At 71.7% G+C, this 24,198-nt stretch carries 25 protein-coding genes; 15 read left to right on the top strand and 10 right to left on the bottom strand.

The window, feature by feature from the left end:
- Positions 1-86: 86 nt before the first annotated feature.
- Together B1H19_RS11185 and B1H19_RS11180 are read right to left on the bottom strand one after the other, a co-directional pair.
- Positions 87-1,508 carry a metallopeptidase TldD-related protein gene (locus B1H19_RS11185; protein ID WP_083104468.1) on the bottom strand — a complete coding sequence of 474 codons (1,422 nt, stop codon included), beginning with the start codon at positions 1,506-1,508 and terminating at the stop codon, positions 87-89.
- Between the two features lie 82 nt (positions 1,509-1,590).
- Positions 1,591-3,120, bottom strand: a complete 1,530-nt coding sequence (locus B1H19_RS11180) for a TldD/PmbA family protein (protein WP_083104467.1) — start codon at positions 3,118-3,120, stop codon at positions 1,591-1,593.
- Positions 3,121-3,283: 163 nt separating this feature from the next.
- Between B1H19_RS11180 and fabG the strand changes: the two genes are divergently transcribed.
- On the top strand, positions 3,284-3,988 hold the full coding sequence (gene fabG, locus B1H19_RS11175) for a 3-oxoacyl-[acyl-carrier-protein] reductase (RefSeq protein WP_030064365.1): 705 nt from the start codon (positions 3,284-3,286) through the stop codon (positions 3,986-3,988).
- A gap of 5 nt (positions 3,989-3,993) precedes the next feature.
- Positions 3,994-4,770, top strand: coding sequence for an enoyl-ACP reductase FabI (gene fabI, locus B1H19_RS11170; RefSeq protein ID WP_083104466.1), 777 nt, complete (start codon positions 3,994-3,996; stop codon positions 4,768-4,770).
- 156 nt (positions 4,771-4,926) lie between these two features.
- Here the strand turns inward: fabI and B1H19_RS11165 are convergent, their stop codons facing one another.
- Positions 4,927-5,610, bottom strand: a complete 684-nt coding sequence (locus tag B1H19_RS11165) for a FadR/GntR family transcriptional regulator (RefSeq protein ID WP_083104465.1) — start codon at positions 5,608-5,610, stop codon at positions 4,927-4,929.
- A 154-nt stretch (positions 5,611-5,764) separates the two neighbouring features.
- On the opposite strand from B1H19_RS11165, the gene B1H19_RS11160 reads away from it, so the two are divergent.
- From B1H19_RS11160 to B1H19_RS11150, 4 genes are all read left to right on the top strand, one after another.
- Positions 5,765-7,108 carry a CynX/NimT family MFS transporter gene (locus B1H19_RS11160; protein ID WP_083109549.1) on the top strand — a complete coding sequence of 448 codons (1,344 nt, stop codon included), beginning with the start codon at positions 5,765-5,767 and terminating at the stop codon, positions 7,106-7,108.
- A 16-nt stretch (positions 7,109-7,124) separates the two neighbouring features.
- A complete protein-coding gene (locus B1H19_RS40250; RefSeq protein ID WP_252120217.1) occupies positions 7,125-7,241 on the top strand; it encodes an SGM_5486 family transporter-associated protein in 117 nt (38 codons plus the stop codon).
- 180 nt (positions 7,242-7,421) lie between these two features.
- On the top strand, positions 7,422-7,631 hold the full coding sequence (locus B1H19_RS11155; RefSeq protein WP_083104464.1) for a hypothetical protein: 210 nt from the start codon (positions 7,422-7,424) through the stop codon (positions 7,629-7,631).
- Positions 7,632-7,707: 76 nt separating this feature from the next.
- Entirely contained in the window at positions 7,708-8,226 is a 519-nt protein-coding gene (locus B1H19_RS11150; RefSeq protein WP_083104463.1) for a SixA phosphatase family protein, read from the top strand.
- Positions 8,227-8,309: 83 nt separating this feature from the next.
- On the opposite strand, the gene serB is transcribed toward B1H19_RS11150, so the two are convergent.
- A complete protein-coding gene (serB, locus tag B1H19_RS11145) occupies positions 8,310-9,557 on the bottom strand; it encodes a phosphoserine phosphatase SerB (protein WP_083104462.1) in 1,248 nt (415 codons plus the stop codon).
- A 463-nt stretch (positions 9,558-10,020) separates the two neighbouring features.
- On the opposite strand from serB, the gene B1H19_RS11140 reads away from it, so the two are divergent.
- Positions 10,021-12,597 carry an ABC transporter ATP-binding protein/permease gene (locus B1H19_RS11140; protein WP_083104461.1) on the top strand — a complete coding sequence of 859 codons (2,577 nt, stop codon included), beginning with the start codon at positions 10,021-10,023 and terminating at the stop codon, positions 12,595-12,597.
- 82 nt (positions 12,598-12,679) lie between these two features.
- On the opposite strand, the gene B1H19_RS11135 is transcribed toward B1H19_RS11140, so the two are convergent.
- From B1H19_RS11135 to B1H19_RS11125, 3 genes are all read right to left on the bottom strand, one after another.
- Complete coding sequence (locus tag B1H19_RS11135; RefSeq protein WP_083104460.1) at positions 12,680-13,435, bottom strand: transglycosylase SLT domain-containing protein; 756 nt, start codon at positions 13,433-13,435, stop codon at positions 12,680-12,682.
- Positions 13,436-13,748: 313 nt separating this feature from the next.
- On the bottom strand, positions 13,749-14,396 hold the full coding sequence (locus B1H19_RS11130; RefSeq protein WP_083104459.1) for a nitroreductase family protein: 648 nt from the start codon (positions 14,394-14,396) through the stop codon (positions 13,749-13,751).
- Between the two features lie 124 nt (positions 14,397-14,520).
- Complete coding sequence (locus B1H19_RS11125) at positions 14,521-15,612, bottom strand: S-adenosylmethionine:tRNA ribosyltransferase-isomerase (protein WP_083104458.1); 1,092 nt, start codon at positions 15,610-15,612, stop codon at positions 14,521-14,523.
- Between the two features lie 188 nt (positions 15,613-15,800).
- On the opposite strand from B1H19_RS11125, the gene B1H19_RS11120 reads away from it, so the two are divergent.
- From B1H19_RS11120 to B1H19_RS11105, 4 genes are all read left to right on the top strand, one after another.
- Positions 15,801-16,946 carry a GAF domain-containing sensor histidine kinase gene (locus tag B1H19_RS11120; protein WP_083104457.1) on the top strand — a complete coding sequence of 382 codons (1,146 nt, stop codon included), beginning with the start codon at positions 15,801-15,803 and terminating at the stop codon, positions 16,944-16,946.
- Positions 16,939-17,586: a response regulator gene (locus B1H19_RS11115; RefSeq protein WP_083104456.1), complete on the top strand. Its 648-nt coding sequence runs from the start codon at positions 16,939-16,941 to the stop codon at positions 17,584-17,586. The genes B1H19_RS11120 and B1H19_RS11115 overlap by 8 nt, the downstream gene beginning before the upstream one ends.
- 181 nt (positions 17,587-17,767) lie before the next feature.
- On the top strand, positions 17,768-18,010 hold the full coding sequence (locus B1H19_RS11110) for a chaplin (protein WP_083104455.1): 243 nt from the start codon (positions 17,768-17,770) through the stop codon (positions 18,008-18,010).
- A gap of 155 nt (positions 18,011-18,165) precedes the next feature.
- Positions 18,166-18,408: a chaplin gene (locus B1H19_RS11105; RefSeq protein WP_083104454.1), complete on the top strand. Its 243-nt coding sequence runs from the start codon at positions 18,166-18,168 to the stop codon at positions 18,406-18,408.
- A gap of 91 nt (positions 18,409-18,499) precedes the next feature.
- Here B1H19_RS11105 and B1H19_RS11100 read toward each other — a convergent pair whose 3' ends face one another.
- A complete protein-coding gene (locus B1H19_RS11100) occupies positions 18,500-19,339 on the bottom strand; it encodes a hypothetical protein (RefSeq protein ID WP_083104453.1) in 840 nt (279 codons plus the stop codon).
- A gap of 89 nt (positions 19,340-19,428) precedes the next feature.
- Here B1H19_RS11100 and B1H19_RS11095 point away from each other — a divergent pair, with 89 nt between their 5' ends.
- From B1H19_RS11095 to B1H19_RS11080, 4 genes are all read left to right on the top strand, one after another.
- Positions 19,429-20,238 (top strand): ABC transporter ATP-binding protein, encoded by an 810-nt coding sequence (locus B1H19_RS11095; protein WP_083104452.1) that lies wholly within the window; start codon positions 19,429-19,431, stop codon positions 20,236-20,238.
- Positions 20,239-20,297: 59 nt separating this feature from the next.
- On the top strand, positions 20,298-20,708 hold the full coding sequence (locus B1H19_RS11090) for an NfeD family protein (RefSeq protein ID WP_083104451.1): 411 nt from the start codon (positions 20,298-20,300) through the stop codon (positions 20,706-20,708).
- A 76-nt stretch (positions 20,709-20,784) separates the two neighbouring features.
- Positions 20,785-21,771: an SPFH domain-containing protein gene (locus B1H19_RS11085; RefSeq protein ID WP_083109548.1), complete on the top strand. Its 987-nt coding sequence runs from the start codon at positions 20,785-20,787 to the stop codon at positions 21,769-21,771.
- Positions 21,772-21,858: 87 nt separating this feature from the next.
- Positions 21,859-22,626: a sulfite exporter TauE/SafE family protein gene (locus B1H19_RS11080; protein WP_083104450.1), complete on the top strand. Its 768-nt coding sequence runs from the start codon at positions 21,859-21,861 to the stop codon at positions 22,624-22,626.
- Between the two features lie 28 nt (positions 22,627-22,654).
- Here B1H19_RS11080 and B1H19_RS11075 read toward each other — a convergent pair whose 3' ends face one another.
- A complete protein-coding gene (locus B1H19_RS11075) occupies positions 22,655-23,161 on the bottom strand; it encodes an HNH endonuclease (RefSeq protein WP_083104449.1) in 507 nt (168 codons plus the stop codon).
- Positions 23,162-23,651: 490 nt separating this feature from the next.
- Positions 23,652-24,191, bottom strand: a complete 540-nt coding sequence (locus B1H19_RS11070; RefSeq protein WP_083104448.1) for a YbhB/YbcL family Raf kinase inhibitor-like protein — start codon at positions 24,189-24,191, stop codon at positions 23,652-23,654.
- Positions 24,192-24,198: the final 7 nt, after the last annotated feature.

The following is a 24,198-nucleotide window of genomic DNA, read 5'->3' as shown; positions in this document are numbered from 1 at the left end:
GGTTCCCCAAGGGAGGACCCCAAGGGGGAGGCAAGGGGGCCAGTCTATTCGGTGCGGGCGCGCCGGCCCCCGCCTCCCCGGACCGCTCACACCCCGCGGCTGACCGAGCTCATATGGAAGTCAGGGATCCGCAGGGCGGGCATCGCCGCCCCGGTGAAGTCGTCGCTCCACTCGCGCGGCAGGGTCCGCTCCGTACGGCCCGCCTCCACCGCCCGCCCCAGCAGGCTCACCGGCGACTCGTTGAAACGGAAGTTGTTGACCTCGCCGACGACCTCGCCGTTCTCGACCAGATACACCCCGTCCCGGGTCAGCCCGGTCAGTAGCAGCGACGCCGGATCCACCTCGCGGATGTACCACAGACACGTCAGCAGCAGCACCGGACCGTTGTGCCCGGAGGCCGCCACCATCTCCTCCAGGGAGCGCGAACCGCCGCCCTCCAAGAGGAGGTTGTTGATCCCCGGCGCCACCGGCAGCCCGGTCAGCCCGGCGCTGTGGCGGGTGGTCATCAGCCGGTTGAGCACCCCCTCGCGCACCCACTCCGTCGCCGCCAGCGGCAGCCCGTTGTCGAAGACCGACTCCTCGTCCCCGGAGGAGTGCGCCAGCACGAACGGCGCGCACTGGAGCCCCTCCTCCGCCGGGTCGCTGCGCAGCGTCAGCGGCAGCTCGGACAGCCGCTCGCCCAGCCGGGTGCGCGCCGCCCCGCCCTCGCCGGCGGCCGCGCGGGAGAAGACCGTACGGCCCTCCACGGCGTCCCGGGCCGAGGACGACCAGAACTGGTAGATCAGCAGGTCGGCCACCGCGCTCGGCGGCAGCAGCGTCTCGTAGCGCCCGGCCGGCAGCTCGATGCGGCGCCCGGCCCAGCCCAGTCGCCGCGCCAGCTCGGCGTCCATCTCCCGCGGATCGACATCGGCGAAGTCGCGGGTCGCCCGCCCCGCCCAGGCCGACCGCGTACGGTCCGGCGACTTGGCGTTCAGCTCCAGCGTTCCGGTGGGCTGGTCGTGGCGCAGCCGCAGCCCGGCCGAGGTGCCCAGATAGGACGAGACCACCCCGTGGTGGGCAAACCCGTACAGCTCCCGGCCGCCTGAGCGGGCCTGCCGGAAGGATTCGCCGAGGGCCGGCGCGAAGTTGGCGAAGACCTCCGAGGTGGTCTCGTCCGGCGCGTCGGTGAAGTCCGCCGACGCCTTCTGCCCGGCCACCAGCGGCTGCGCGTCCTCCGCCGGCCCCGCCTCCCGCGCGGCCGTCTCCGCCGCCCGCACCAGCTCCTCCAGCTCCGCGGCGGTGACCGCCGACCGCGACACCACCCCGGACGCGGTGCCCTGCCCGCCGTCGACCGTGGCGACCACGGTCAGCGTCCGCCCGCGGGTGACCCCGTTGGTGGTGAGCGCATTGCCCGCCCAGCGCAGATTGGCGCTGGAGTGCTCGTCGGCGATGACCACACAGCCGTCCGCCCGGGAGAGCTCCAGGGCGCGCTCGACGATCTCGTGGGGCTTGTTGGTGTTCCGGCTCATCGACCCGCCTCCTGCGTCGTGTTGAGACTGTGCTCGCCCGGGGAGCAACCCCCGGACCCCCGGCCGATTCCGTGGTGCGCGCTCATCGACCCGCCTCCTGCGTCGTGTTGAGGATGTTGACGCCCTCGAACAGCGCCGACGGGCAGCCGTGCGACACCGCCGCGATCTGCCCCGGCTGTGCCTTGCCGCAGTTGAAGGCGCCGCCCAGCACATAGGTCCCCGGGCCGCCCACCGCGGCCATCGAGCCCCAGAAGTCGGTGGTGGTCGCCTGATACGCGACATCGCGCAGCTGCCCGGTCAGCCGCCCGTTCTCGATGCGGAAGAACCGCTGGCCGGTGAACTGGAAGTTGTACCGCTGCATATCGATCGACCAGGACCGGTCGCCGACCACGTAGATACCGCGCTCCACACCCGCGATCAGCTCCTCGGTGGAGGGCCCGTCCGGCGCCGGGCGCAGCGAGACATTGGCCATCCGCTGGACCGGCACATGGTCCGGCGAGTCCGCGAAGGCGCAGCCGTTGGAGCGCGGGAAACCGGTCAACGCGGCGGTTCTGCGGTCGAGTTGATAGCCGACCAGGGTGCCGTCCTTGATCAGGTCCCAGGACTGGGCGGCCACCCCTTCGTCGTCGTAGCCGACGGTCGCCAGCCCGTGCTCGGCGGTCCGGTCGCCCGTCACGTTCATCAGCGCGGAGCCGTACTCCAGCGTGCCGAGCCGGTCGAAGGTGGCGAACGAGGTGCCCGCGTACGCGGCCTCGTATCCCAGGGCCCGGTCCAGCTCGGTGGCGTGGCCGATCGACTCGTGGATGGTCAGCCAGAGGTTGGACGGGTCCACCACCAGGTCGTACGCGCCCGGTTCGACGCTCGGTGCGCGCATCTTCTCGGCGAGGTACTCGGGGATCCGGGCCAGTTCGCCGTCCCAGTCGTGGTGGGTGCCGGTCAGATACTCCCAGCCGCGGCCCACCGGCGGGGCCAGGGTGCGCATCGAGTCGAACTCGCCGGTCGTCTCGTCCACCGCCACCGCGGTCAGCTCGGGGTGCAGGCGGATGCGCTGCTGGGTGGTGCTGGTGCCCGCGGTGTCCGCGTAGAACTTGTTCTCCTGGACGGTCATGAGCGCGGCGTCCGCATGGGCCACCCCGGGCGCCGCCAGCAGCCGCGCGCTCCACTCGGCCAGCAGCCCGGTCTTGTCGGCATCGGGCACGTCGAACGGGTTGATCTCGTACGAGGAGACCCACGTGCGGTCGGGATACGCGGGCTCCGGCGCCAGCTCCACCTTCTCCCGGGACCCCGCGGCCTCGGTCACCTTGGCCGACAGCTTCGCCATCGCCACCGCCTGCGCCGCCACCCGCGCCGCCGCGTCCATCGTCAGATCCACCCCCGACGCGAACCCCCAGGCGCCGCCGTGCACCACCCGCACCGCATAGCCGAGGTCGGTGGTGTCCGCGCTCCCGGCCGTACGGGCGTCGCGCAGCCGCCAGGTGGCGCTGCGCACCCGTTCCAGGCGGAAGTCGGCGTGGTCGGCGCCCAGTGCGCGGGCCCGCGCCAGTGCGGCGTCGGCCAGCGCGCGCAGCGGCAGCGCCGTGAAGGTCTCGTCAAGGGCATGGGGTGCAGGCACGTCTTCCTCCCGGTGGTCGGCGTCTCGATCATGCCCTGCTTCTGTGGGGACCCGACAGTGACCGGCGCGAGCCCCTGTGCAGGCTCGATTCTCCGGAAACGCGTTGTGACCGATAGTTTCGTAGCGAACTCAGGACGGATCAGGAAATGGAAAGGGTGATCTCTTGAGCCGCTCGGTTCTGGTCACCGGAGGCAACCGCGGCATTGGCCTGGCCATTGCCCGTGCCTTCGCCGAGGCTGGCGACAAGGTCGCCATCACCTACCGCTCGGGCGAGCCGCCCGCGGGATTTTTGGCCGTGAAGTGCGACATCACGGACAGCGAGCAGGTCGAGCAGGCGTACAAGGAGATCGAGGAGAAGCAGGGCGCGGTCGAGGTGCTGGTGGCCAACGCCGGCGTCACCCGCGACCAGCTTCTGATGCGGATGTCCGAGGAGGACTTCACCTCGGTCCTGGAGACCAACCTCACCGGCACCTTCCGGGTGGTCAAGCGCGCCAACCGGGCGATGCTGCGGGCCCGTAAGGGACGGATCGTGCTGATCTCGTCCGTCGTCGGCCTGCTGGGCAGCGCGGGACAGGCGAACTACGCCGCCTCCAAGGCGGGTCTGGTGGGCTTCGCCCGCTCGCTCGCGCGGGAGCTGGGCAGCCGCAACATCACCGTCAACGTCGTCGCACCGGGCTTCGTCGACACCGACATGACCCGTGCACTCACCGACGACCAGCAGGAGAAGATCCTCCAGCAGGTGCCGCTCGCGCGCTATGCGCAGCCCGAGGAGATCGCCGCCTCGGTCCGCTTCCTGGCCTCCGACGAGGCCGCGTACATCACCGGAGCCGTCATTCCCGTCGACGGCGGATTGGGCATGGGTCACTGATCAGCATGAGTGGAATCCTTGCAGGCAAGCGCATCCTGGTGACGGGAGTCCTCACCGAGGGCTCCATCGCCTTCCACGCGGCCAAGGTCGCGCAGGAGCAGGGCGCGGAAGTCGTGCTCACCGGCTTCGGGCGGGTCTCGCTCGTGGAGCGCATCGCCAAGCGGCTGCCCAAGCCGACGACCGTGATCGAGATGGACGTCACCAACCCGGAGCACCTGGACGGCCTGGCCGCCAAGGTCAGCGAGTACTTCGGTGACGACGAGGGCATCGACGGCATCGTGCACTCGATCGCCTTCGGCCCGCAGGGCGCCTTCAACTTCCTGGAGGCGGACTGGGCGGACGTCTCGACGGCGGTGCAGGTCTCGGCGTACTCGCTCAAGTCGCTGACCATGGCGCTGCTGCCGCTGATGGAGAAGCGCGGCGGCGGCTCGGTGGTGGGCCTGACCTTCGACGCGCAGATCGCCTGGCCGAAGTACGACTGGATGGGCGTCGCCAAGGCCGCCCTGGAGTCCACCGGGCGTTACCTGGCCCGTGACCTGGGCGGGCGGAACATCCGCGTCAACATGGTCTCGGCCGGCCCGATCAAGTCGATGGCCGCCAAGTCCATCCCGGGCTTCGAGGAGCTGGCGGACGTCTGGAACCACCGCGCGCCGATCGGCTGGGACCTGGCCGACCCGGAGCCGGCGGGCCGCGGCGTCGTCGGTCTGCTCTCGGACTTCTTCCCGAAGACCACGGGTGAGATCGTGCACGTCGACGGCGGCGTGCACATGATGGGCGCCTGACGCCCCTCGCGCATCCCCACTGCCCGTCCCGGTCCGCCGGGGCGGGCAGAGCGCGTTTTCGAGCCGCGAAGCGGCGGCCGTCGCCGTACGGCAGCCCTCACGCTCGCCCTGGCCGCCCTCCTCGGCGCCACCGCATCGGTCAGCCGGATCCGGCTCTCAGCCGGGCTTGAGGGCCGGGAACCGGCAGCCGAAGGAGTGGGCGCCCGCCTCGGAGGCGGCCAGGGCGGCGTCGCCCGCGCGGATGGCCGCCACCAGGCGGGCGTGGTCCATATGCGCCTCGGGGCGGAGCACCTCGCCGACATCGGCCCGCAGGAAGTCGCGCAGTACGCCCCCGAGGTCGGCGTAGATCTCGGCGAGGACCTCGTTGTGGGAAGCGGCCACCACGGCCATGTGCAAGGTCGCGTCGGCCTCCACGAACGCATCGGCCGCCCCGGACTCCCAGGCCGCCTCGCGACGCTCCAGGAGGGCGTCGAGCTGCCGCAGATCCCCTTCCGTACGGCGTTCCGCGGCGAGCCGGGCGGCCTCCGCCTCCAGGGCGCTGCGCAGTTCGGCGACGTGCCGGGGGTCGGCGCCCGCGAAGCGGCGGTTCATCACCCCGGCCAGTTCGCTGGTGGCCACGACGTAGGTGCCCGAACCCTGCCGGATGTCGAGCAGGCCGTTGTGGGCCAGCGCCCGTACGGCCTCGCGGACGGTGTTGCGGGCCACCCCGAGTTCCTCGACGAGCTCCGGTTCGGTCGGGATACGGGCGCCCACCGGCCACTCGCCGGATGTGATCTGGGCGCGCAGCTGCGCGATCACCTGGTCGGCCAGGGCGGACCGGCGGGGCGAGGTCAGCGGCATGACGGTGCTCCGGAGGGGTGGGGCGGACGGACGGCGGCGCGCACCCGGGCGGGCCGGTCGGGTCCGCGGCGTCGGGTGCGACGGCAGAGGCTATCCGTCACCGCGGCCTCAACGGGTGGACAAGTATTCATCCCATGATTCTATGATGACGCCCATGCCAGACGAAGACCTCGCGACCCCCGGCCCGCCCGCCGGGCCCGCCACGGCCCCGCGCCCCCTCGACACCAGCGACGACACCGCCGGCGCCACCGCCTCGGGCACGGCCCGGCCCGGTGGCGGTGGGGCGCGCTGGCTTCCCCGGATCGTGATCGCCGGGATCGTCCTCGCCGCGCTCAACCTCCGCCCCGCCATCACCAGCCTCGGCGCGCTCCTGGAGGAGGTCCGCGACGGCCTCGGGATGAGCGGCACGGTGGCCGGTCTGCTGACGTCCGTCCCGTCCCTGTGCTTCGCCGTCTTCGGTATCGCCGCACCCCGGCTGGCCAGGCGGTTCGGGCCCGGCGCCATCGTCTGCGGCGGGATGGTCGCGATCGCCGCCGGCGTCGGGCTGCGGCCGTTCGCCGGGGGTACCGCCGGCTTTCTGGCCGCCAGCGCGCTGGCCCTGGCCGGAATCGCGGTCGGCAATGTCCTGATGCCGGTCGTGATCAAGAGCTGGTTCCCCGACCGGGTCGGCCCGATGACGGGTCTGTACTCCATGGCGCTGGCCCTGGGGACGTCGCTGGCCGCCGCGGCCACGGTTCCCCTGACCTCCGCGCTGGGCGGCGGCTGGCAGACCGGGCTGGCGGTGTGGGCGCTGCTCGCGGCCGTCGCCGTACCGCCCTGGCTCGCGGTCGCCCGCCGGCGCTCGGCGGGCGCGGGCGCGCCGGGTGCCGCTCCCGGTGCCACGGCGGCACCCGATGCCGCGGCCGCCGAACAACCCCCCGTACGGATCACCTCGTCGCCGACCGCCTGGGCGCTCGCCGTCTTCTTCGGCCTCCAGGCCACCGCCGCCTACGTCACGATGGGCTGGATGCCGCAGATCTTCCGCGACGCCGGGGTCTCGGCGGCCACCGCGGGGGTGCTGCTGGCCGTGACGATGGCGATGGGCGTGCCGCTCTCCTTCGTCCTGCCGCGGGTGGCCTCCCGGATGCGGCACCAGGGGCCGCTCGCGGTGGGCCTCGCCGCCTGCGGCATGGCCGGTTACGCCGGACTGTGGCTGGCCCCGGCCGCCGGCGCCTGGGCCTGGGCGCTGCTGATGGGCATCGCCAACTGCTCCTTCCCGCTGGCCCTGACCATGATCGGGATGCGGGCGTCCAGCTCGGCGGGGGTGGCCGAACTCTCGGCCTTCGCGCAGTCCGTCGGCTATCTGATCTCCATCCCCGGACCGCTGCTGGTCGGCACGCTCTACCAGCACAGCGGCGGCTGGGGCCTGCCGATCGCGCTGATGGCGGGGCTGCTGGTGCCGCAGATGGCGGTGGGTGTGCTGGCAGGCCGGGACCGCCGCATCGAGGACGAGAGATGAGTGCGACACTGGGCGCATGCCAGTGCTCGAACCGAACCCGCAGAACAGCCAGAAGAAGCTGCTCCTCGTCCTGGGCCTGATGCTCGGCGTGACCGTCGTCGTCGCGGTCATCGCGAGTATCGCCGCACCGTGACGGCCGGGCCCCGGACCCCTGAGGGGAGCGGGTAAGGGGCGCGTCTCAGGGTTAAGTCGGGGTTTTCCCGGATAGGCACGGCCGCCGCGGATCCCTAGCGTCGAAGTACACCGCCCGCGCGGTGGGCGCGCCGCAGCCCGCGGCCGCGCGGCCCTTCGATCCGCCCCGGAGGCGATCTCCATGTCCACCGCGTTGCGCAGCCGTTCCGCCGCCGAGGCTCCGGGGCTGCGCAGACGGCTGCCGTGGTGGGCGCTGGCCCTGCCGGTGCTCTCCTTCGTCGCCCTGCTGGCGCTGATATCGAGCCCGTCCCCGGCGAGCGCGGCCGACGCCTTCCGCAGCGCTCCCGCGACGCTGCTGGGCATCCTCGCGCGGCTGGTGGGGGTGGCCTGAGGGCCGTCACCCGCCGGAGCGGAGCCTCCCCCAACACCCCGCGCCACGGGCTGCCTTTCGTGCGAAGCTTGGACGCATGAGCGTCGATACACCCCGCCGGATCGTCCTCCTCCGACACGCAAAGGCCGAATGGACGCAGGAAAGCGACCATGAGCGCCCGCTCGCCGACCGCGGCCGCCGGGACGCCCCGGCCGCCGGCCGCTGGCTGGCCCACAGCGGGATCACCCCCGATCTGACCCTCTGCTCGACCGCCGCTCGCACCCGGGAGACCTGGAAGCTCGCCGTCCACGAGCTCCCGCAGCGGCCCAGGACCGTCTACGAGGAGCGGCTGTACGAGGCCTCCCTCGGCGAGCTCATCGCGCTCCTGAACGAGACGTCCGACGACGTCGACGACCTGATGCTGGTCGGCCACAACCCGGGTGTGCACGCCCTCGCCGATGCGCTGTCGGGCGAGGCGGACGGCGATCTGCTGCCGCGGATGAACCGCAGCGGCTTCCCGACGGCCGCCGTCGCCGTGGTCACCTTCACCGGGTCGTGGAAGTCCGTCGAGCACGGCGTCGGCCGGCTCGTCGCGTACTGGACCCCGCAGGGCTGAGCCGGCGGGCGCCGCGACGATGCCGCCCGTACGGCACGGGCCCCGGCGCAGCGCTGCGCCGGGGCCCCTGCCGTACGGATCGCTCACTCCAGGTGCATATCCGCGGCCTCGACCTCTTCGCGGGTGACGCCCAGCAGATACAGCACGGTGTCCAGGAACGGCACGTTCACCGCGGTGTGCGCCGCCTCCCGTACGACCGGCTTGGCATTGAAGGCCACCCCCAGCCCCGCGGTGTTGAGCATGTCCAGGTCATTGGCGCCGTCGCCGATCGCCACCGTCTGGTCCAGCGGCACCCCGGCCTGCTCCGCGAAGCTGCGCAGCAGCCGCGCCTTCCCGGCCCGGTCCACGATGTCGCCGGTCACCCGGCCGGTGAACCGGCCGTCCGCGACCTCCAGGGTGTTGGCGGCCGCGAAGTCCAGCCCCAGCTCCTCCTTGAGCGCATCGGTGACCTGGGTGAACCCGCCCGACACCACGCCGACCTGATAGCCGAGCCGCTTGAGGGTCCGCACCAGGGTGCGCGCCCCGGGGGTGAGCCGCACCTCCTTGCGCACGGTCTCCACCACGGACGCGTCCAGCCCGGCCAGCAGCGCGACCCGGGCGTGCAGCGACTGCTCGAAGTCCAGCTCCCCGCGCATCGCCGCGGCGGTCACCTCGGCGACCTCGGCCTCGCATCCGGCGTGCGCCGCGAACAGCTCGATGACCTCGTCCTGGATGAGCGTGGAGTCCACATCCATCACCACCAGCCGCTGCGCCCGGCGCTGGAGCCCCGCCGCGACCACCGCGACATCGACCCCGAGCCGCGCGGCCTCCAGGGCCAGGACGGACCGCAGCGCATCGGTCGCGGCACCCGAGACCGCGAACTCGACCGCGGTCACCGGATACTTCGCGAGCCGGAAGATACGGTCGATATTGCCGCCCGTGGACGTTATGGCGGCGGCGATACAGGCCGTCGACTCCGCGGTCAGCGGATGCCCCAGCACCGTCACATGCGAGCGGCCCTCACCGCGCGGACGGTTGTCGCCCCGGCCGGAGATGATCTCCGCCTGGAGGTGCAGCGACTCCGCCCAGCTGTGCACGGTGGCCCGCAGGTCGCCCTCGGACGAGCCGGTGGCGCCCTGGGCCGGTGCGGGGGCGGTGACCAGGGCGCACAGGGTGATGCGGCCACGGGTCACCACCTGCTCGATGTCCACGACATCGACGGAGTAGGCGGCGAGGGTGTCGAAGAGGCCGGCGGTGATGCCCGGCCGGTCCTTCCCGAAGATCTTCACGAGGAGGGTCGGGACGTCATCGCCCGGTACGGCGGTGGCAGGCGGGATCTGCGATGCGCTCATGGTGCTCTTACCGTAACCGCCGGGCGGGCCCGGCCGTACAGGTGTCCGTGCCTCGGACCGCGGATGCGCCCGACTGCCGAGGCCCGCTCCTCCTGTCGCACCCGCGCCCGGCGGACGGCGTTGATCGTTATCGAGTCGTGTCCGCCCCGCCCCGTCCGCATCACCCGGAAGGGCGGACCACCGGTCCAACTCGCCGTTTGATACGGCCATTTCGGCCGATGTGCGACCCGGAGGCGGTGCGCAGAGCCGCCCACAACCCTCGCAATCGGACGATCCTCGGGCACCTCGGGGCCATTTGGGCCCTCGACGGGGCATTGCCGGGCCCGTCCGGAACGCGGATGCACCCCGGTCCGCTCCCGGTTTCCGGTCGGCGGGCCGAGCCTGAAATAGTTCCTCACGATGAATCGCCATCCCTGACTTCCCATCCAGGGTGTCGCTCGGGGGACTACGCAATGGGGCTGGAGTGCCTGAACTCGTACTCGAATTGAACGGAAGGACCTGGACCCTCGATCCGTCCCGGTCCTACAACGTGGGCCGCGATCCGCAGGGCGACATGGTGCTCGACGACGCCCGGGTCTCCTGGCGGCACGCCACCGTACGGTGGGCCGGCCAGGGCTGGATCATCGAAGACCAGGGCAGCACCAATGGCACCTACGTCCAGGGCCAGCGCATCCACCAGGTGGAGATAGGCCCCGGCTCGGTCGTCCACCTGGGCAATGCGACCACCGGTCCGCGGATCAGTCTCGCGGCCGCCGGTGCACCGGCCGCGGGCGCCGTCGGCGCGCAGCAGGCCGCGGCGCCGCAGCAGCAGGGCTGGCAGGCCCCGCCCGCACAGCAGCCGCCCGTACACCAGGCACCGCAGCACCAGGCGCCGCAGCAGGCCGCCGCCCAGCAGGGCTGGCAGGCACCGCCGCAGGCCCAGCAGCAGGCGCCGTACATCCCGCCGCAGCAGGGAGGGCAGCCGCAGCAGCCCGGCCCCCAGCAGCCCCCCGCCCAGAACGCGGGCGGCCCGGCCCCGCAGGCCCAGGGCGACCGCAGCCCGACCACCTTCCATCGCCTGGACTCGGGCCGGGTGATGCGCATCGGCCGTGCGCTGGAGAACGAACTGGTCGTCTCCGACCTCCAGGTCTCCCGCCACCACGCCGAGTTCCGGGCCACCCCCGACGGCCGCTTCGAGATCCATGACCTCGGCAGCCACAACGGCACGTACGTCAACGGCCAGCCGGTCCCCAAGTCCGGTAAGGCCCCGGTCGGCCCGAACGACATCGTCGGCGTCGGCCACTCCACCTTCCGGCTGGTCGGCGACCGCCTGGAGGAGTTCGTCGACACCGGCGAGGTCTCCTTCTCCGCCCGCCATCTGACCGTCACCGTCGACGGCGGCAAGCAGATCCTCAAGGACGTCTCCTTCGGCGTCCCGGAGAAGTCGCTGATCGCCGTCATCGGCCCGTCCGGCTCCGGCAAGTCGACGCTGCTCAAGGCGCTGACCGGCTACCGCCCCGCCAATCAGGGCGATGTCCTCTACGACAACCGGAACCTCTACAAGGAGTTCGCCGCGCTGCGCCAGCGCATCGGCCTGGTCCCGCAGGACGACATCCTGCACAAGGAACTGACCGTCCAAAAGGCGCTGCGCTACGCCGCCAAGCTCCGCTTCCCCGGTGACACCGCCGAGGCGGAGCGCGAGGCCCGGATCGACGAGGTCCTGCACGAGCTCAAGCTGCATGTGCACCGGGAGAAGAAGGTCACCTCGCTCTCCGGTGGTCAGCGCAAGCGCGTCTCGGTGGCCCTGGAGCTGCTGACCAAGCCGTCGCTGATCTTCCTGGACGAGCCGACCTCCGGTCTCGACCCGGGCATGGACCGCGATGTGATGCAGCTGCTGCGCGGCCTCGCCGACGACGGCCGCACCGTCCTGGTCGTCACCCACTCGGTCGCCGAGCTCGGCATCTGCGACAAGCTGCTGGTGATGGCCCCGGGCGGCGGCGTGGCCTACTTCGGCCCGCCCGAGGAGGCGCTGAACTTCTTCCAGTACGACACCTGGGCGGATGTCTTCTCGGCCTTCGAGAACTACCGCGACTACGACTGGATGGGCCGCTGGCGCGGCTCCCCCCACTACCAGATGTACGCCGCCGACATCGACGCCGTCGCCCCGCAGTCGGTCAACGTCCAGGCCCCGCCGGCCAGGATGCAGAAGTCCCAGAGCTGGGGCTCGCAGCTGTGGACCCTGATGCGGCGCTATGTCTCGGTGCTCGCCTCCGACCGCGGCTTCCTGGCGCTGATGGTGATCCTGCCCGCGGTGCTCGGCGTCGTCTCCATGCTGATCCCCAGCGACTACGGGCTGGGGTACGGGCCGACGAAACCGGGCGGCTTCCGGCCGAACCGCGACGCCAGCACGATCATGCTGATCCTCGCGGTCGGCATGTGCTTCTCCGGCGCGGCCAACTCCGTCCGAGAGCTGATCAAGGAGCGGGTCATCTACGAGCGCGAACGGGCCACCGGCCTGTCGCGGTCGGCGTATCTGATGTCCAAGGTGCTCGTCCTCGGCGTGGTCACCGCCTTCCAGGGCGTGATCATCGCGGTGATCGGCTTCTCGACCCGCAACATGCCCTCCGAGGGCCTGATCGTGCCCAAGCAGCCGGCGATCGAGATGACGCTGGCGATCATCGCGCTGGGCTTCACCTCGATGATGTTCGGCCTGGTCATCTCCTCGCTGGTCAAGACGGCCGAGAAGACCATGCCGCTGCTGGTCATGTTCGCCATCGTCCAGGTCGTCTTCACCGGCGTGCTCTTCCAGCTCTTCGACACCCCGGGCGTCGCCCAGGTCGCCTGGCTGATGCCGTCGCGCTGGGCGGTCTCCGCGCTGGGCGCCACCGCCGACATGAACACGCTGCTCCCGTGGGAGCCGGGCAACCCCGACCCGCTGTGGAAGCACCAGACCGGCGTCTATGTGATGGACATGATCATCCTGATCGCCCTGGGCGTCTCGCTCGCCTTCGTGGTCGCCCGTCTGCTGCGCCGCCACGAGCCGGAGGTCATGCGCAAGTAGCGGCCGACGCAGCCAGTACGCCGAGGGGCGGCACCCGAGCACCGGGTGCCGCCCCTCGGCGGTATGCGTGTGGCAGCGCGGCTCAGTAGGCCGAGTTCACGTTGTCCATCGAGCCGTACTTGGCGGCCGCGTAGTTGCAGGCGGCGGTGATGTTGGCGACCGGGTCGTAGATGTTCCACGAGGTGCCGGCGACGTGGTAGCTCTTGAAGGTCGGGTCGATGACCTGGAGCAGGCCCTTGGACGGGGTGCCGTTCTGGGCGTTGACGTCCCAGAGGTTGATCGCCATCGGGTTGCCGGAGGACTCGCGCATCAGGTTGCGGTAGATGCCGTTGTACGAGCCGGGGATGTTGTGCGCGGCCATGACGGACAGCGACTCGCGGATCCAGCCGTCCAGGTTGTTCGGGTAGATCACCTTGGCCGGCTTGGGCGCGGCGGGACGGGCGGCGGAGCGGCTGGCGGCCAGCTTGGCCTTGCGTGCCCGCTCGGCCTTCGCCTTCGCCTTTGCCTTCGCCTCGGCGGCGGCCTTGGCCTTGGCGGCCTTGACGGCGGCGGCCTTCTTCGCGGCGGCGGCCTCGGCCTTGGCCTGGGCGGTGGTGTCGGCGGCCTGCTTGGCGATCGTGGCCTGCTGGCTCTTGACCGCGGTGGCCACCTGGCTGAAGGCGACCGGCTTGATGTTGATGTTCTCAGCGGCAGAGGCCTGGTTCGTGCCCTGGCCGGCGTCGGCACCCGGTACGAGCGAGAAGACCAGTGCGGCGGCGCCGGCCGCGGCGACACCGGCGGCGGACAGCTTGTGGGTCCGGGTGAAGCGGGTAAATCCAGGAATGGCGTGCTTAGACATGGCTGGGTTGACCTCTCCGATGGGGAACGTCGCAGGGGCCATGAGCGGCGGATTACGCCGTTCCCCTCACGGCGCCTTGCGACGGGAGCCATTCTTAGCGGCCGAAAATTGACCCGGCAAAGGTGTGACGTACGACCCGGGATAGTGGAACCCGGGACGCCCGAATTGCGTCTTAGGCGCAGAACTCCCAGCTCAGAGGGGAGATGGCTGCCCACTAACCCGGCTCGTAAGTGATATACGTCCTATGCGCGGCGTCACACTGGCCCGAGGTTTATCTAGCCAGCCGTAATTGCAAAAGCACAGCCGGTTCCGATCAGACTTCCACGAGGACTTGATTTAGTCCTTTTCTGGTCAAATCGGGCACTTCGCAATCCGGTGCCGGATACCCGACGGGAATCACGGCGAATGCCTTTTCATTGACCGGCCGCCCCAGCACGTCCCGCAGGAACCCCATCGGGCTCGGCGTGTGCACCAGCGCCGCCAGCCCCGACAGATGCAGCGCCGACAGCAGCATCCCGACCGCGATCCCCACCGACTCGTCCACGTAGTAGTGCTTGCGCCGGCTGCCGTCCGGGCCCAGCCAGTACCGCTGCTGGAAGACGACGATCAGCTGCGGCGCATCGGTCAGATGCGGTTTGACCTCATCGGTGCCCAGCGGCCGCAGCGCCGCCAGCCACTCCTCGCCCAGCCGCCCCTCGTACGAGACGCGCTCCTCTTCCTCCGCCGCCGCCCGGATCCTGCGCCGTATCTGCGGATCCTTGACCAGGACGAACGTCCACGGCTGCTGATGGGCCCCGGACGGAGCCGTGGCGGCGCAGGCGATCGCATCCCGCACCACCTGCTCCGGCACCGGATCGGCGGCGAACTGCCGCACCGTCCGCCGTCGCTCCATCCGCTCCCGCAGCGCGGCGGCGCGCGCCAGCGACTCCTCGGCGGGCATCCGCTCCGGCCGGTAGGGCACCGGCCGGTACGGCTCCCCGTGCGTCGGCGTCCACCGCTGCGTCTCCCGCGTCTCCTGCGTCTTCTGTGGCTCCTGCGGCTCCGGAACCCTCTTCGTCGAATGCGCCATCCGACGAGTCTGGGACTCACCCCGGCAGCACCAGATGCAGGTCACCGCATTCCTGCCACAGACGGCGCCGCGCCCCGGCCGCCGCATATGCCCGCTCCAGCACATCCGGCTCCGCCATCGCCCCCAGCATCAGCAGAGTCGAGGCCGTCGGCTCATGCAGCCCGGTGAGCAGGCCGTCCACCGCCCGCACCCCCCGCTTCGGGGTCACCACCAGATCCGTCCACCCGGCGGCCGCCCGCACCCGCCCGTCCGGCCCGGTCGCCGACTCCAGGGCGCGTACCGCCGTCGCCCCCACGGCCACCACCCGCCCGCCCGCGGCGCGCGAAGCCGCCCGCCGCCGCGCCCGCGCCGCGTTCACCAGCCACGCCGTCGCCGCCGGCACCGCGAACCGCTCCGCATCCGGCGGCTCGAACGCCTCCGCCGACGCCACCCCCGTATGCAGCGAGATCGGCGCGAACTGCACCCCCGCACCGACCAGCCGCGCCACCAGCCCCGCCGTGAACGGCCGGGCCGCACCGGGCATCCGCGCACTGCCGGCACCGGGGGAGTCCACCGCGAACACCGACTGCTGCGCCCCCGGCGGCTGCTCCCGCTCCGGGTACCCGTACCGGATCGGCCGCCCGTGGTGCCGCATCACCTGCATCGCACAGCCGCCCGTCACCCGCCCCCACCACAGCCGTACGCCCCCGGGCTCCACCGGCGCCCACAGCGTCAGCCGCGCCCCGCCCGGCAGCCGCACCACGGCGCCCTCGGGGCCGCCCGCCCGCGGCCGGGTGCCGCCCCGCCCGTCCGGGGTGCGCAGCTCCACCGCCCAGCACCCGGCGACCTCCCGCCCCGCCGGATGCCACCGGTCCGCCCGCGTCGAGAAATGCACCACCACCGGCTCACCGCGCCCCCGCCCGTCCCCCGTCCGGCCGTCCACCGCCGCCGGCAGCGTCCGCGAGGTGTTCACCACCAGGACGTCCCCCCGCGCCAGCAGCCCCGGCAGCTCCCCGAACGCATGGTGCGCGGGCGCCGCCCCGCCCCGGCTCACCAGCAGCCGTACGGCGTCCCGGTCCGGCGCCCGGCCCGGTCCCTTCGATGCGCCCGTCACGATCGCCACCGGCATGCTCACGTCCCCCGTCCGGGCCGGGCAGTCCGTTTCCCGGCCTCGCCCCAACCTAGGAACGCGGGCGCGCGCGAGACGTCGGCCCCCGGACGGGCCCTGAGCAGGGCATTCGACCTAGGCCGCGGGTCGTAGCGGGCGGCCGCCGCCGGACCGATACGGGCCGGCCGACCCGCCGGTACGGTGAGCCCATGAGTAACGGTCCGGGAGCCGGGATCCCCGCGGTGAGCACCGCGATCCTGGCCATGAGCAGGCATCTGGAGGTGCGCGACGTCCTCAAGACGATCGTGGCCTCGGCCCGCGAACTGCTGGACGCCGAGTACGCCGCCCTGGGCGTGCCCGACGACCACGGCGGCTTCGCCCAGTTCGTGGTGGACGGCGTCAGCGCCGCACAGTGGAAGGCCATCGGCCCGCTGCCGCGCCAGCACGGCATCCTCGCCGCGATGCTGCACAACGCCACCCCCGAGCGCCTGGCCGACGTCCGCGAGGACCCGCGCTTCGGCGGCTGGCCCGCCGCCCACCCGGACATGTCCGACTTCCTGGGCCTCCCGGTCGCCGACGGTGACGACATCCTCGGCGCCCTCTTCCTGGCCAACAAGCGCTGCCCCAAAGAGGACGGCCGCTGCGGCTTCACCGAGGACGACGAGCACCTCCTGGGCATACTCGCCCAGCACGCCGCCATCGCCCTGACCAACGCCCGCCTCTACGAGCGCAGCCGCGAGCTGACCATCGCGGGGGAGCGCGCCCGGCTCGCGCACGAACTGCACGACGCGGTCTCCCAGAAGCTCTTCTCCCTCCGGCTGACCGCCCAGGCCGCCACCGCCCTGGTCGACCGCGATCCGGCCCGCGCCAAGGACGAGCTCCACCAGGTCGCCGCGCTGGCCGCGGAGGCCGCCGACGAACTGCGCGCCGCCGTCGTCGAGCTGCGCCCGGCGGCCCTGGACGAGGACGGCCTGGTCGCCACCCTGCGCTCCCAGGTGCAGGTCCTCGACCGCGCCCACACCGCCCGCGTCACCTTCTGTTCCCACGGGGTCCGCGCGCTCCCGGCCGCCCAGGAGGAGGCGATGCTGCGGGTCGCCCAGGAAGCGCTGCACAATGCGCTGCGGCACTCGGGCGCCGGCCAGGTCGAGGTGACCCTCACCCGCAACGGCCTGGGCGCCCTGCTGCGCATCGCCGACAACGGCCGCGGTTTCGACACCGGACTGGTCCGCCGGGCCGGCCGGCACCTGGGACTCGTATCGATGAGGGACCGCGCCGGCGGCGTCGGCGGCAAGCTCACCGTGACGTCGGAGCCCGGCCGGGGCACCGCCGTGGAGATGGAGGTACCCGGTGGCTGACACCCGCTCGATCCGCGTACTGCTGGTGGACGATCACCAGGTCGTACGGCGGGGACTACGCACGTTCCTGGAGGTCCAGGACGACATCGAGGTGGTGGGGGAGGCGTCCGACGGCTCCGAGGGCGTCGCGGCCGCCGAACAGCTGCGCCCGGACGTGGTCCTGATGGACGTCAAGATGCCCGGCACGGACGGCATCGAGGCGCTGCGCACCCTGCGGGGACTGGACAACCCCGCACGCGTGCTGATCGTCACCAGCTTCACCGAACAGCGCACCGTCGTCCCCGCCCTGCGGGCCGGTGCGGCGGGCTATGTCTACAAGGACATCGACCCCGAGGCGCTGGCCGCCGCCATCCGCTCCGTGGACGCCGGACACGTCCTGCTCCAGGCCGAGGTCGCCGGCACCCTGCTCTCCCAGGAGGAGGGCAACAACGGCCACGGGCGCGGCACTTCACTGACCGAACGGGAACGCGAGGTGCTCGGCCTGATCGCGGACGGACGCTCCAACCGCGAGATCGCCCGGGCGCTGGTGCTGTCGGAGAAGACGGTCAAGACCCATGTCTCCAACATCCTGATGAAGCTCGATCTCGCCGACCGGACCCAGGCCGCGCTCTGGGCGGTCCGTCACGGCATGGCGGGCTGACGGCAGGCGGGCCCCTCTACCGCTGCGCCCCGTGGCCCCGGAAGCGGAACGTCGTCTTCCGATCCGAGATTCATACTGTCGTGTAGCGGTAGCCCATTCGGCGTATCCCTCTCCGGGCCCGGGCGTTGTCCAGTGCAGTCGCGGCGGCTGGTCGCGGCATCGGCAACGAGGAGCAAGAGAAGTGAAGAACATCAAGCGAGTTGCGGCCATCACGATGGTGGCGGGCGGTCTCGCCGCCGCGGGTGCCGGAGTCGCCTCCGCCCACAGCCCGCAGGCTCTGGGCACCGCGGTGGGGTCCCCCGGTGTCCTCTCCGGCAACCTCGTCCAGGCCCCGGTCCACATCCCCGTGAACGCCTGCGGCAACACCGCCACCATCGTCGGGGCCCTCAACCCGGTCTTCGGCAACCACTGCGTCAACTTCTGATCGCAGCCCTGCCGGTACGACCCCGGTGACCGCGCGGCGCCGCCGTCCGCGCCACCACGCCGGACCGGCCGCGCGGACTCCTGGCGCGTTGGCCGGTCCCCTCCCCGCAGCCCTGTCATCGCGGCCCCGAGCCGCCAAGTGAGGAACTCGATCCCATGAACACCGTCAAGAAGGCCGCTCTCGTCCTCGCCACCGCCGGTCTCGCCGCCGGTGCCGCCGCCGGCACCGCGTTCGCCGACGGCTCGCAGGCCGACGGCAAGGCCGTCCACTCTCCCGGCGTCCTCTCCGGCAACCTCGTCCAGGCCCCGGTGGACGCGCCCGTGAACGTCAGCGGCAACAGCATCAACGTCGTCGGCGTGCTCAACTCCGCCTTCGCCAACGGCTCCCTGAACTACTGAGCCGCCCGGCCCGGCCCCGACCCCCGGGCCGCCCCGGCTCCTCCCCGACGGCCCCGCCGACCGCACCGCGGTCCGGCGGGGCCGTTGCCGTTCACCCCCGGCGCCGCTGCCGCTCCTCCACCGCGGAGTTGTACGCCGCCACCTGCGCCCGCCGGGCCGTACGCTCCACCGGCCGCAGCGCCTCGGCACGCGCCGCGATCTCCGAGGAGCTCACCGCCCCGCCGTGCTCACCGCCGGCGATGGGGGTACCTCCCATGCCCTTAAGGCTATGGGGGAGCGCGATATCGATCAGCGCACCCACCCGCTGCGCCAGCTCCAGCACCCGTACCGCACGCGGCGGATAGCCCGGCGCCAGCACCTGCCGTCCGGCCTCCGCCCGCGCCCGGTACGCCTCCAGCGCCGCCTGCGCCACCGGCCCGGCCCCGGCCACATCCAGCTTCGAGAGCACCTCGGTCGCCTCCCGCAGCGCCTCCGCCAGCTCCCGCTCCGCCTCGCCGAGCGAGGGCACATCGGCCGGCGGCGCCTCCCGCGCGGGCAGGCAGCGCCAGACCACCTCGGTATGCACATCGGGCCCCGAGCCGCCCTCCGGCCCCGCCTCGTACGCCTCCGGCACCAGCCCCAGCCCGGCCCCGACGGCCAGCACCGCCTCCTCGGCCTCCAGCGCCCGCGCATTGAACTCCGGCGGTCCGCTCAGCCCCAGCGGATGCCCCGGCACCGGCAGCGCCACCCGCAGGCCCACCGCCCCCAGCCGCCGCAGCCGCCCCAGCGCGAGCGTCAGCCCGACCGGCGCCTCCTCCCCGGGCAGGTCCACGACGCGGTGCACCGTGTCGTCGTCCGCGATACGGTGCGCGGCTTCATCAGGTGAGACAAGTCCGGCCAAAAGGGCATTTCCCCACGACGCCAGCCGTCCTGAACGAGGTTCATCGAGCATGGCCCCCAGCCTAGGGAACGGCACCGACATCGAGTGGCGTAGGTTTGCTGGGGGGAGGCGCCCACAGGCGCACGAGACGACCGAGAGCAATGGGAGACAACGCGCTCATGAGCGATGTGCTGGAGCTGGTGGACGTATCCGTGGTCCGCGAAGGACGGGCTCTGGTGGAGCAGGTCTCCTGGTCGGTGAAGGAGGGGGAGCGCTGGGTGATCCTCGGCCCCAACGGCGCCGGCAAGACCACCCTCCTGAACGTGGCCTCCAGCTACCTCTTCCCGTCCACCGGCAGCGCCACCGTCCTCGGCGAGAAGCTCGGCCGGGTCGACGTCTTCGACCTGCGCCCGCGCATCGGCATCGCCGGTATCGCCCTCGCCGACAAGCTGCCGCGCAGCCAGACGGTGCTGGAGACCGTGCTCACCGCCGCGTACGGCATGACCGCGCACTGGCAGGAGAGCTACGAGGACGTCGACGAGCAGCGCGCCCGCGCCTTCCTCGACCGCCTCGGCATGAACGACTACCTCGACCGGAAGTTCGGCACCCTCTCCGAGGGCGAGCGCAAGCGCACCCTGATCGCCCGCGCCATGATGACCGACCCCGAGCTCCTCCTCCTGGACGAGCCCGCCGCCGGCCTCGACCTCGGCGGCCGCGAGGACCTCGTCCGCCGGCTGGGCCGTCTCGCGCGTGACCCGTACGCCCCCTCGATGATCATGGTCACCCACCACGTCGAGGAGATCCCCCCGGGCTTCACCCACGTCCTGATGATCCGTCAGGGCAAGGTGCTCGCGGCCGGCCCCCTCGACCTCGAACTCACCTCCAGCAACCTCTCCCACTGCTTCGGCCTCCCCCTCGTCGTCGAACACAACAACGGCCGCTGGACCGCCCAGGGACTGCCCCTCGCCTGACCGGTCGCGCCCTGTCCCGGGCCGCACCGCGGACCTACCATGAACCCGTGGATCCATGGGTGTGGTGGCTGATCGCCGCCGTAGGACTGGGCATTCCTCTCGTCGTGACCGCGATGCCCGAATTCGGGATGCTCGCGGTCGGCGCCGCCGCCGGTGCCGTCACCGCCGCACTCCGTGGCGGCACCGTCGCGCAATTCCTCGTCTTCGCCGCCGTATCGGTCGCGCTGATCGCCGTCGTACGCCCCATCGCCAACCGCCACCGCGGCAGCCCCCAACTCGCCTCCGGTATCGACGCCCTCAGGGGAAAGACCGCAACCGTCCTCGAACGCATCGACGGCACCGACGGCGGCCGCATCAAACTCGCCGGCGAAGTCTGGTCCGCCCGCGCCCTCGACGACGACCAGATCTACGAAGTCGGCCAGAAAGTCGACGTCGTCGAGATCGAAGGCGCCACAGCCGTCGTCATCTGACCGGAACGCACTGCACGACGCACCACGTCTCTGAAAGACTGATCAACGGCAACGACCGCACAACCGATTGACCGTCATGCCGGTGAGCGGCCGGCACGGACCAGCTACGAAGGGCACGGGAGCCGCTGTGGATATCGCCATCGTCCTGATCATCCTGGTGGTGCTCGTCTTCCTCGCACTCATCAAGACGATCCAGGTCATCCCCCAGGCCAGCGCCGCCATCGTCGAGCGCTTCGGCCGCTACACCCGCACCCTCAACGCCGGCCTGAACATCGTCGTCCCGTTCATCGACTCCATCCGCAACCGCATCGACCTGCGCGAACAGGTCGTGCCGTTCCCCCCGCAGCCGGTGATCACCCAGGACAACCTGGTCGTGAACATCGACACCGTCATCTACTACCAGGTCACCGACGCCCGCGCCGCGACCTACGAAGTCGCCAGCTACATCCAGGCGATCGAGCAGCTCACCGTCACCACCCTGCGCAACATCATCGGCGGCATGGACCTGGAGCGGACCCTGACCTCCCGCGAGGAGATCAACGCAGCCCTCCGCGGCGTCCTCGACGAGGCCACCGGCAAGTGGGGCATCCGCGTCAACCGCGTCGAGCTCAAGGCCATCGAGCCGCCGACCTCCATCCAGGACTCGATGGAGAAGCAGATGCGCGCCGACCGCGACAAGCGCGCCGCCATCCTCCAGGCCGAAGGCGTCCGGCAGTCCCAGATCCTGACGGCCGAAGGCGAGAAGCAGTCCTCCATCCTGCGCGCCGAGGGTGAGGCCAAGGCCGCCGCCCTGCGCGCCGAGGGCGAGGCCCAGGCGATCCGGGTGGTCTTCGAGTCCATCCACGCCGGCGACCCCGACCAGAAGCTGCTCTCCTACCAGTACCTCCAGATGCTCCCGAAGATCGCCGAGGGCGACGCCAACAAGCTCTGGATCGTGCCCAGCGAGATCGGCGACGCCCTCAAGGGCCTCGGCGGCGCCATCGGCAACTTCGCCCCGCCCACCGGCGGCGGCTCCATCCCCAAGCCCAGCAGCCCGAACCGGGAAACTCCCCCGATCGACTGACACCAGGGCGCCCCTGATGCATGATCAATGGTGGCCCCTCGACCTTCATGGCGGGGAGGCGACCACTGAACATGCAAGGAGATGGCCATGTCCCTCTGGGAATGCGTCGCGGTCTTCGCCGCGGGGATCGGCGCCGGCACCATCAACACCATCGTCGGCTCCGGCACTCTCCTCACCTTCCCGGTACTGCTGGCCTTTGGCCTGCCGCCGGTCACGGCGAACGTCTCCAACACGCTCGGCCTGGTACCCGGTTCCCTCAGCGGCGCCTTCGGCTACCGCCGCGAACTGAGCGGCCAGCGCACCCGCATCCTCCGCTTCGGCGCGGCCGGCCTGATCGGCGGCCTGGGCGGCGCGATCCTCCTGCTGGCGCTGCCCTCCAGCGCGTTCGACGCGATCGTCCCCATACTGATCGCCGTCGCCCTGGTCCTCGTGGTGCTCCAGCCGAAGCTCGCCGCCGCCCTGCGCGCCCGGCGCGCCCGCAACAACACCACCGCGCCCCGCCATGGCGGCCCCCTGCTGCTCCTCGGCGTGATGCTCGCCAGCGTCTACGGCGGCTACTTCGGCGCCGCCCAGGGCGTCATATACCTCTCCCTGATGGGCCTGCTGCTCACCGACGACCTCCAACGCCTCAACGCCCTCAAGAACGTCCTCGCGGCGATCGTCAACGGCGTCGCGGCGGTCTTCTTCCTCTTCGTCGCCCGCTTCGACTGGACCGCCGTCCTCCTGATCGCCGCCGGCTCGACCCTCGGCGGCCAGATAGGCGCCACCGTCGGCCGCCGCCTGCCGCCCACCGCTCTGCGCGCGGTCATCGTCCTCGTGGGACTCGCAGCCATCGCCCAACTCCTCCTCAAATAAGGCGAGTCGGGCGATGGCTCGGGGCTTGTCACGCCGGTAGCGCCCGCAGCCAGTCCGGCAGCTCCTCCCGTACGGACACCCCCAGCGCCGAGAGCATCGCATCCGCCGGCGTCGGCTCGAACGGCTTCCGCAGCAGCCGCATCCCCGCCTGCTCCGGCGTACGGTCCGCTTTGCGGTGATTGTCCTCCGCGCACGAGGCGACGGTATTCAGCCAGGTATCCGCGCCCCCCTGCGCCCGCGGCACCACATGGTCCACGGTCGTCGCCCGCCGCCCGCAGTATGCGCACCGGTGCTGGTCACGCACCAGCACCCCCCGCCGCGACCACGGTGCACGTCTTCGAAACGGCACCCGTACGTATCTGCTGAGCCTGATCACCCGCGGCACCGGCACATCCACCGAAGCGGCACGGATCCGCAGCCCCGGGTGCGCATTCTCGACCACGGCCTTGTCCTGCATCACCAGCACCACCGCACGTCGCAGCGACACCGTCGACAGCGGCTCGAAGCTCGCATTGAGCACCAGCGTCTCGCGCATCCCGCCCACCTTCCGGACCCGCTCCGCCCCCGCGGCGAAGTTGCTCCACTGTGCAGTGGCAGGTATTCCCCGAACAACGCAATTTCCGTACGCCACAAGGGAAATGGAAGGCGAGGGGAAGATGAAGAAGAGGTGATCCGACGGCACCCTGAACGGGCCGCACAAAGGGCGGTAAAAGGTCCGAAAACGGGACCAATAACCCGTACCCGCAGTCGCACCGACACCGGACGGGACCACAAAGGAAACGCTCCGGATCCCGCCCCCGTGACACACACGGGACCCGGAGCGCACGGCAGCTGGCGAGGACGCCCGCCCAACGGCGGGCTCCGGCAAACAAGGGGGCGACACACCTGCGCCCCGACGCTCCCGCCACTGCGGTACCGGCCGCCCGACGGCCCTTTCAGGTCGCCGACCAGTCACCACTGTGCGTGCGGGAAGCGCCGGGGCGCAACGGAATTACGGGCCACGTCACCACGGGCCCGGCACGGACTCAGCCCTGCGCCGGCACCTCGTACTCGGCGATCAGCTGGGCCCGCCCGATCGCGTGGAACCGCAGATTGAACCCCACCACCGCGGGCGAGACCTCCGCATCCGGCCCGAGCTTCTCCTGGTCCACCGCGTACACGGTGAACACATAGCGGTGCGGACCGTCCCCGGGCGGCGGCGCCGCGCCCCCGAAGTCCCGCGTCCCGTAGTCGTTCCGCACATGAACGGCGCCCTCGGGCAGCCCCTTCATGTCACCGCTCCCGGCCCCGGCCGGCAGCTCCGTCACCGACGCCGGAATGTCGAACAGCACCCAGTGCCAGAAGCCGCTGCCCGTCGGCGCGTCCGGGTCGTAGCAGGTGACGGCGTAGCTCCCGGTCCCCTCCGGGGCCCCCTCCCACCGCAGCTGCGGCGAACGGTTCCCCTCGGCGAAGACCTGCTCCGGCCGCAGCGTCCCGCCCGGCTCCACCTCCTCGCTCGACACCGCGAACTCCGGTACCGGCGGATGGAAATCGTGCGGGAGCGGCCGCCGCTTCAGCTCGGACACCTCGAAC

It is taken from the genome of Streptomyces gilvosporeus (assembly GCF_002082195.1).
In the GTDB taxonomy this organism is placed as follows: domain Bacteria; phylum Actinomycetota; class Actinomycetes; order Streptomycetales; family Streptomycetaceae; genus Streptomyces; species Streptomyces gilvosporeus.
Note: the sequence above shows the minus strand (reverse complement) of the source record. Positions and strands in the feature narration are given on the sequence as shown.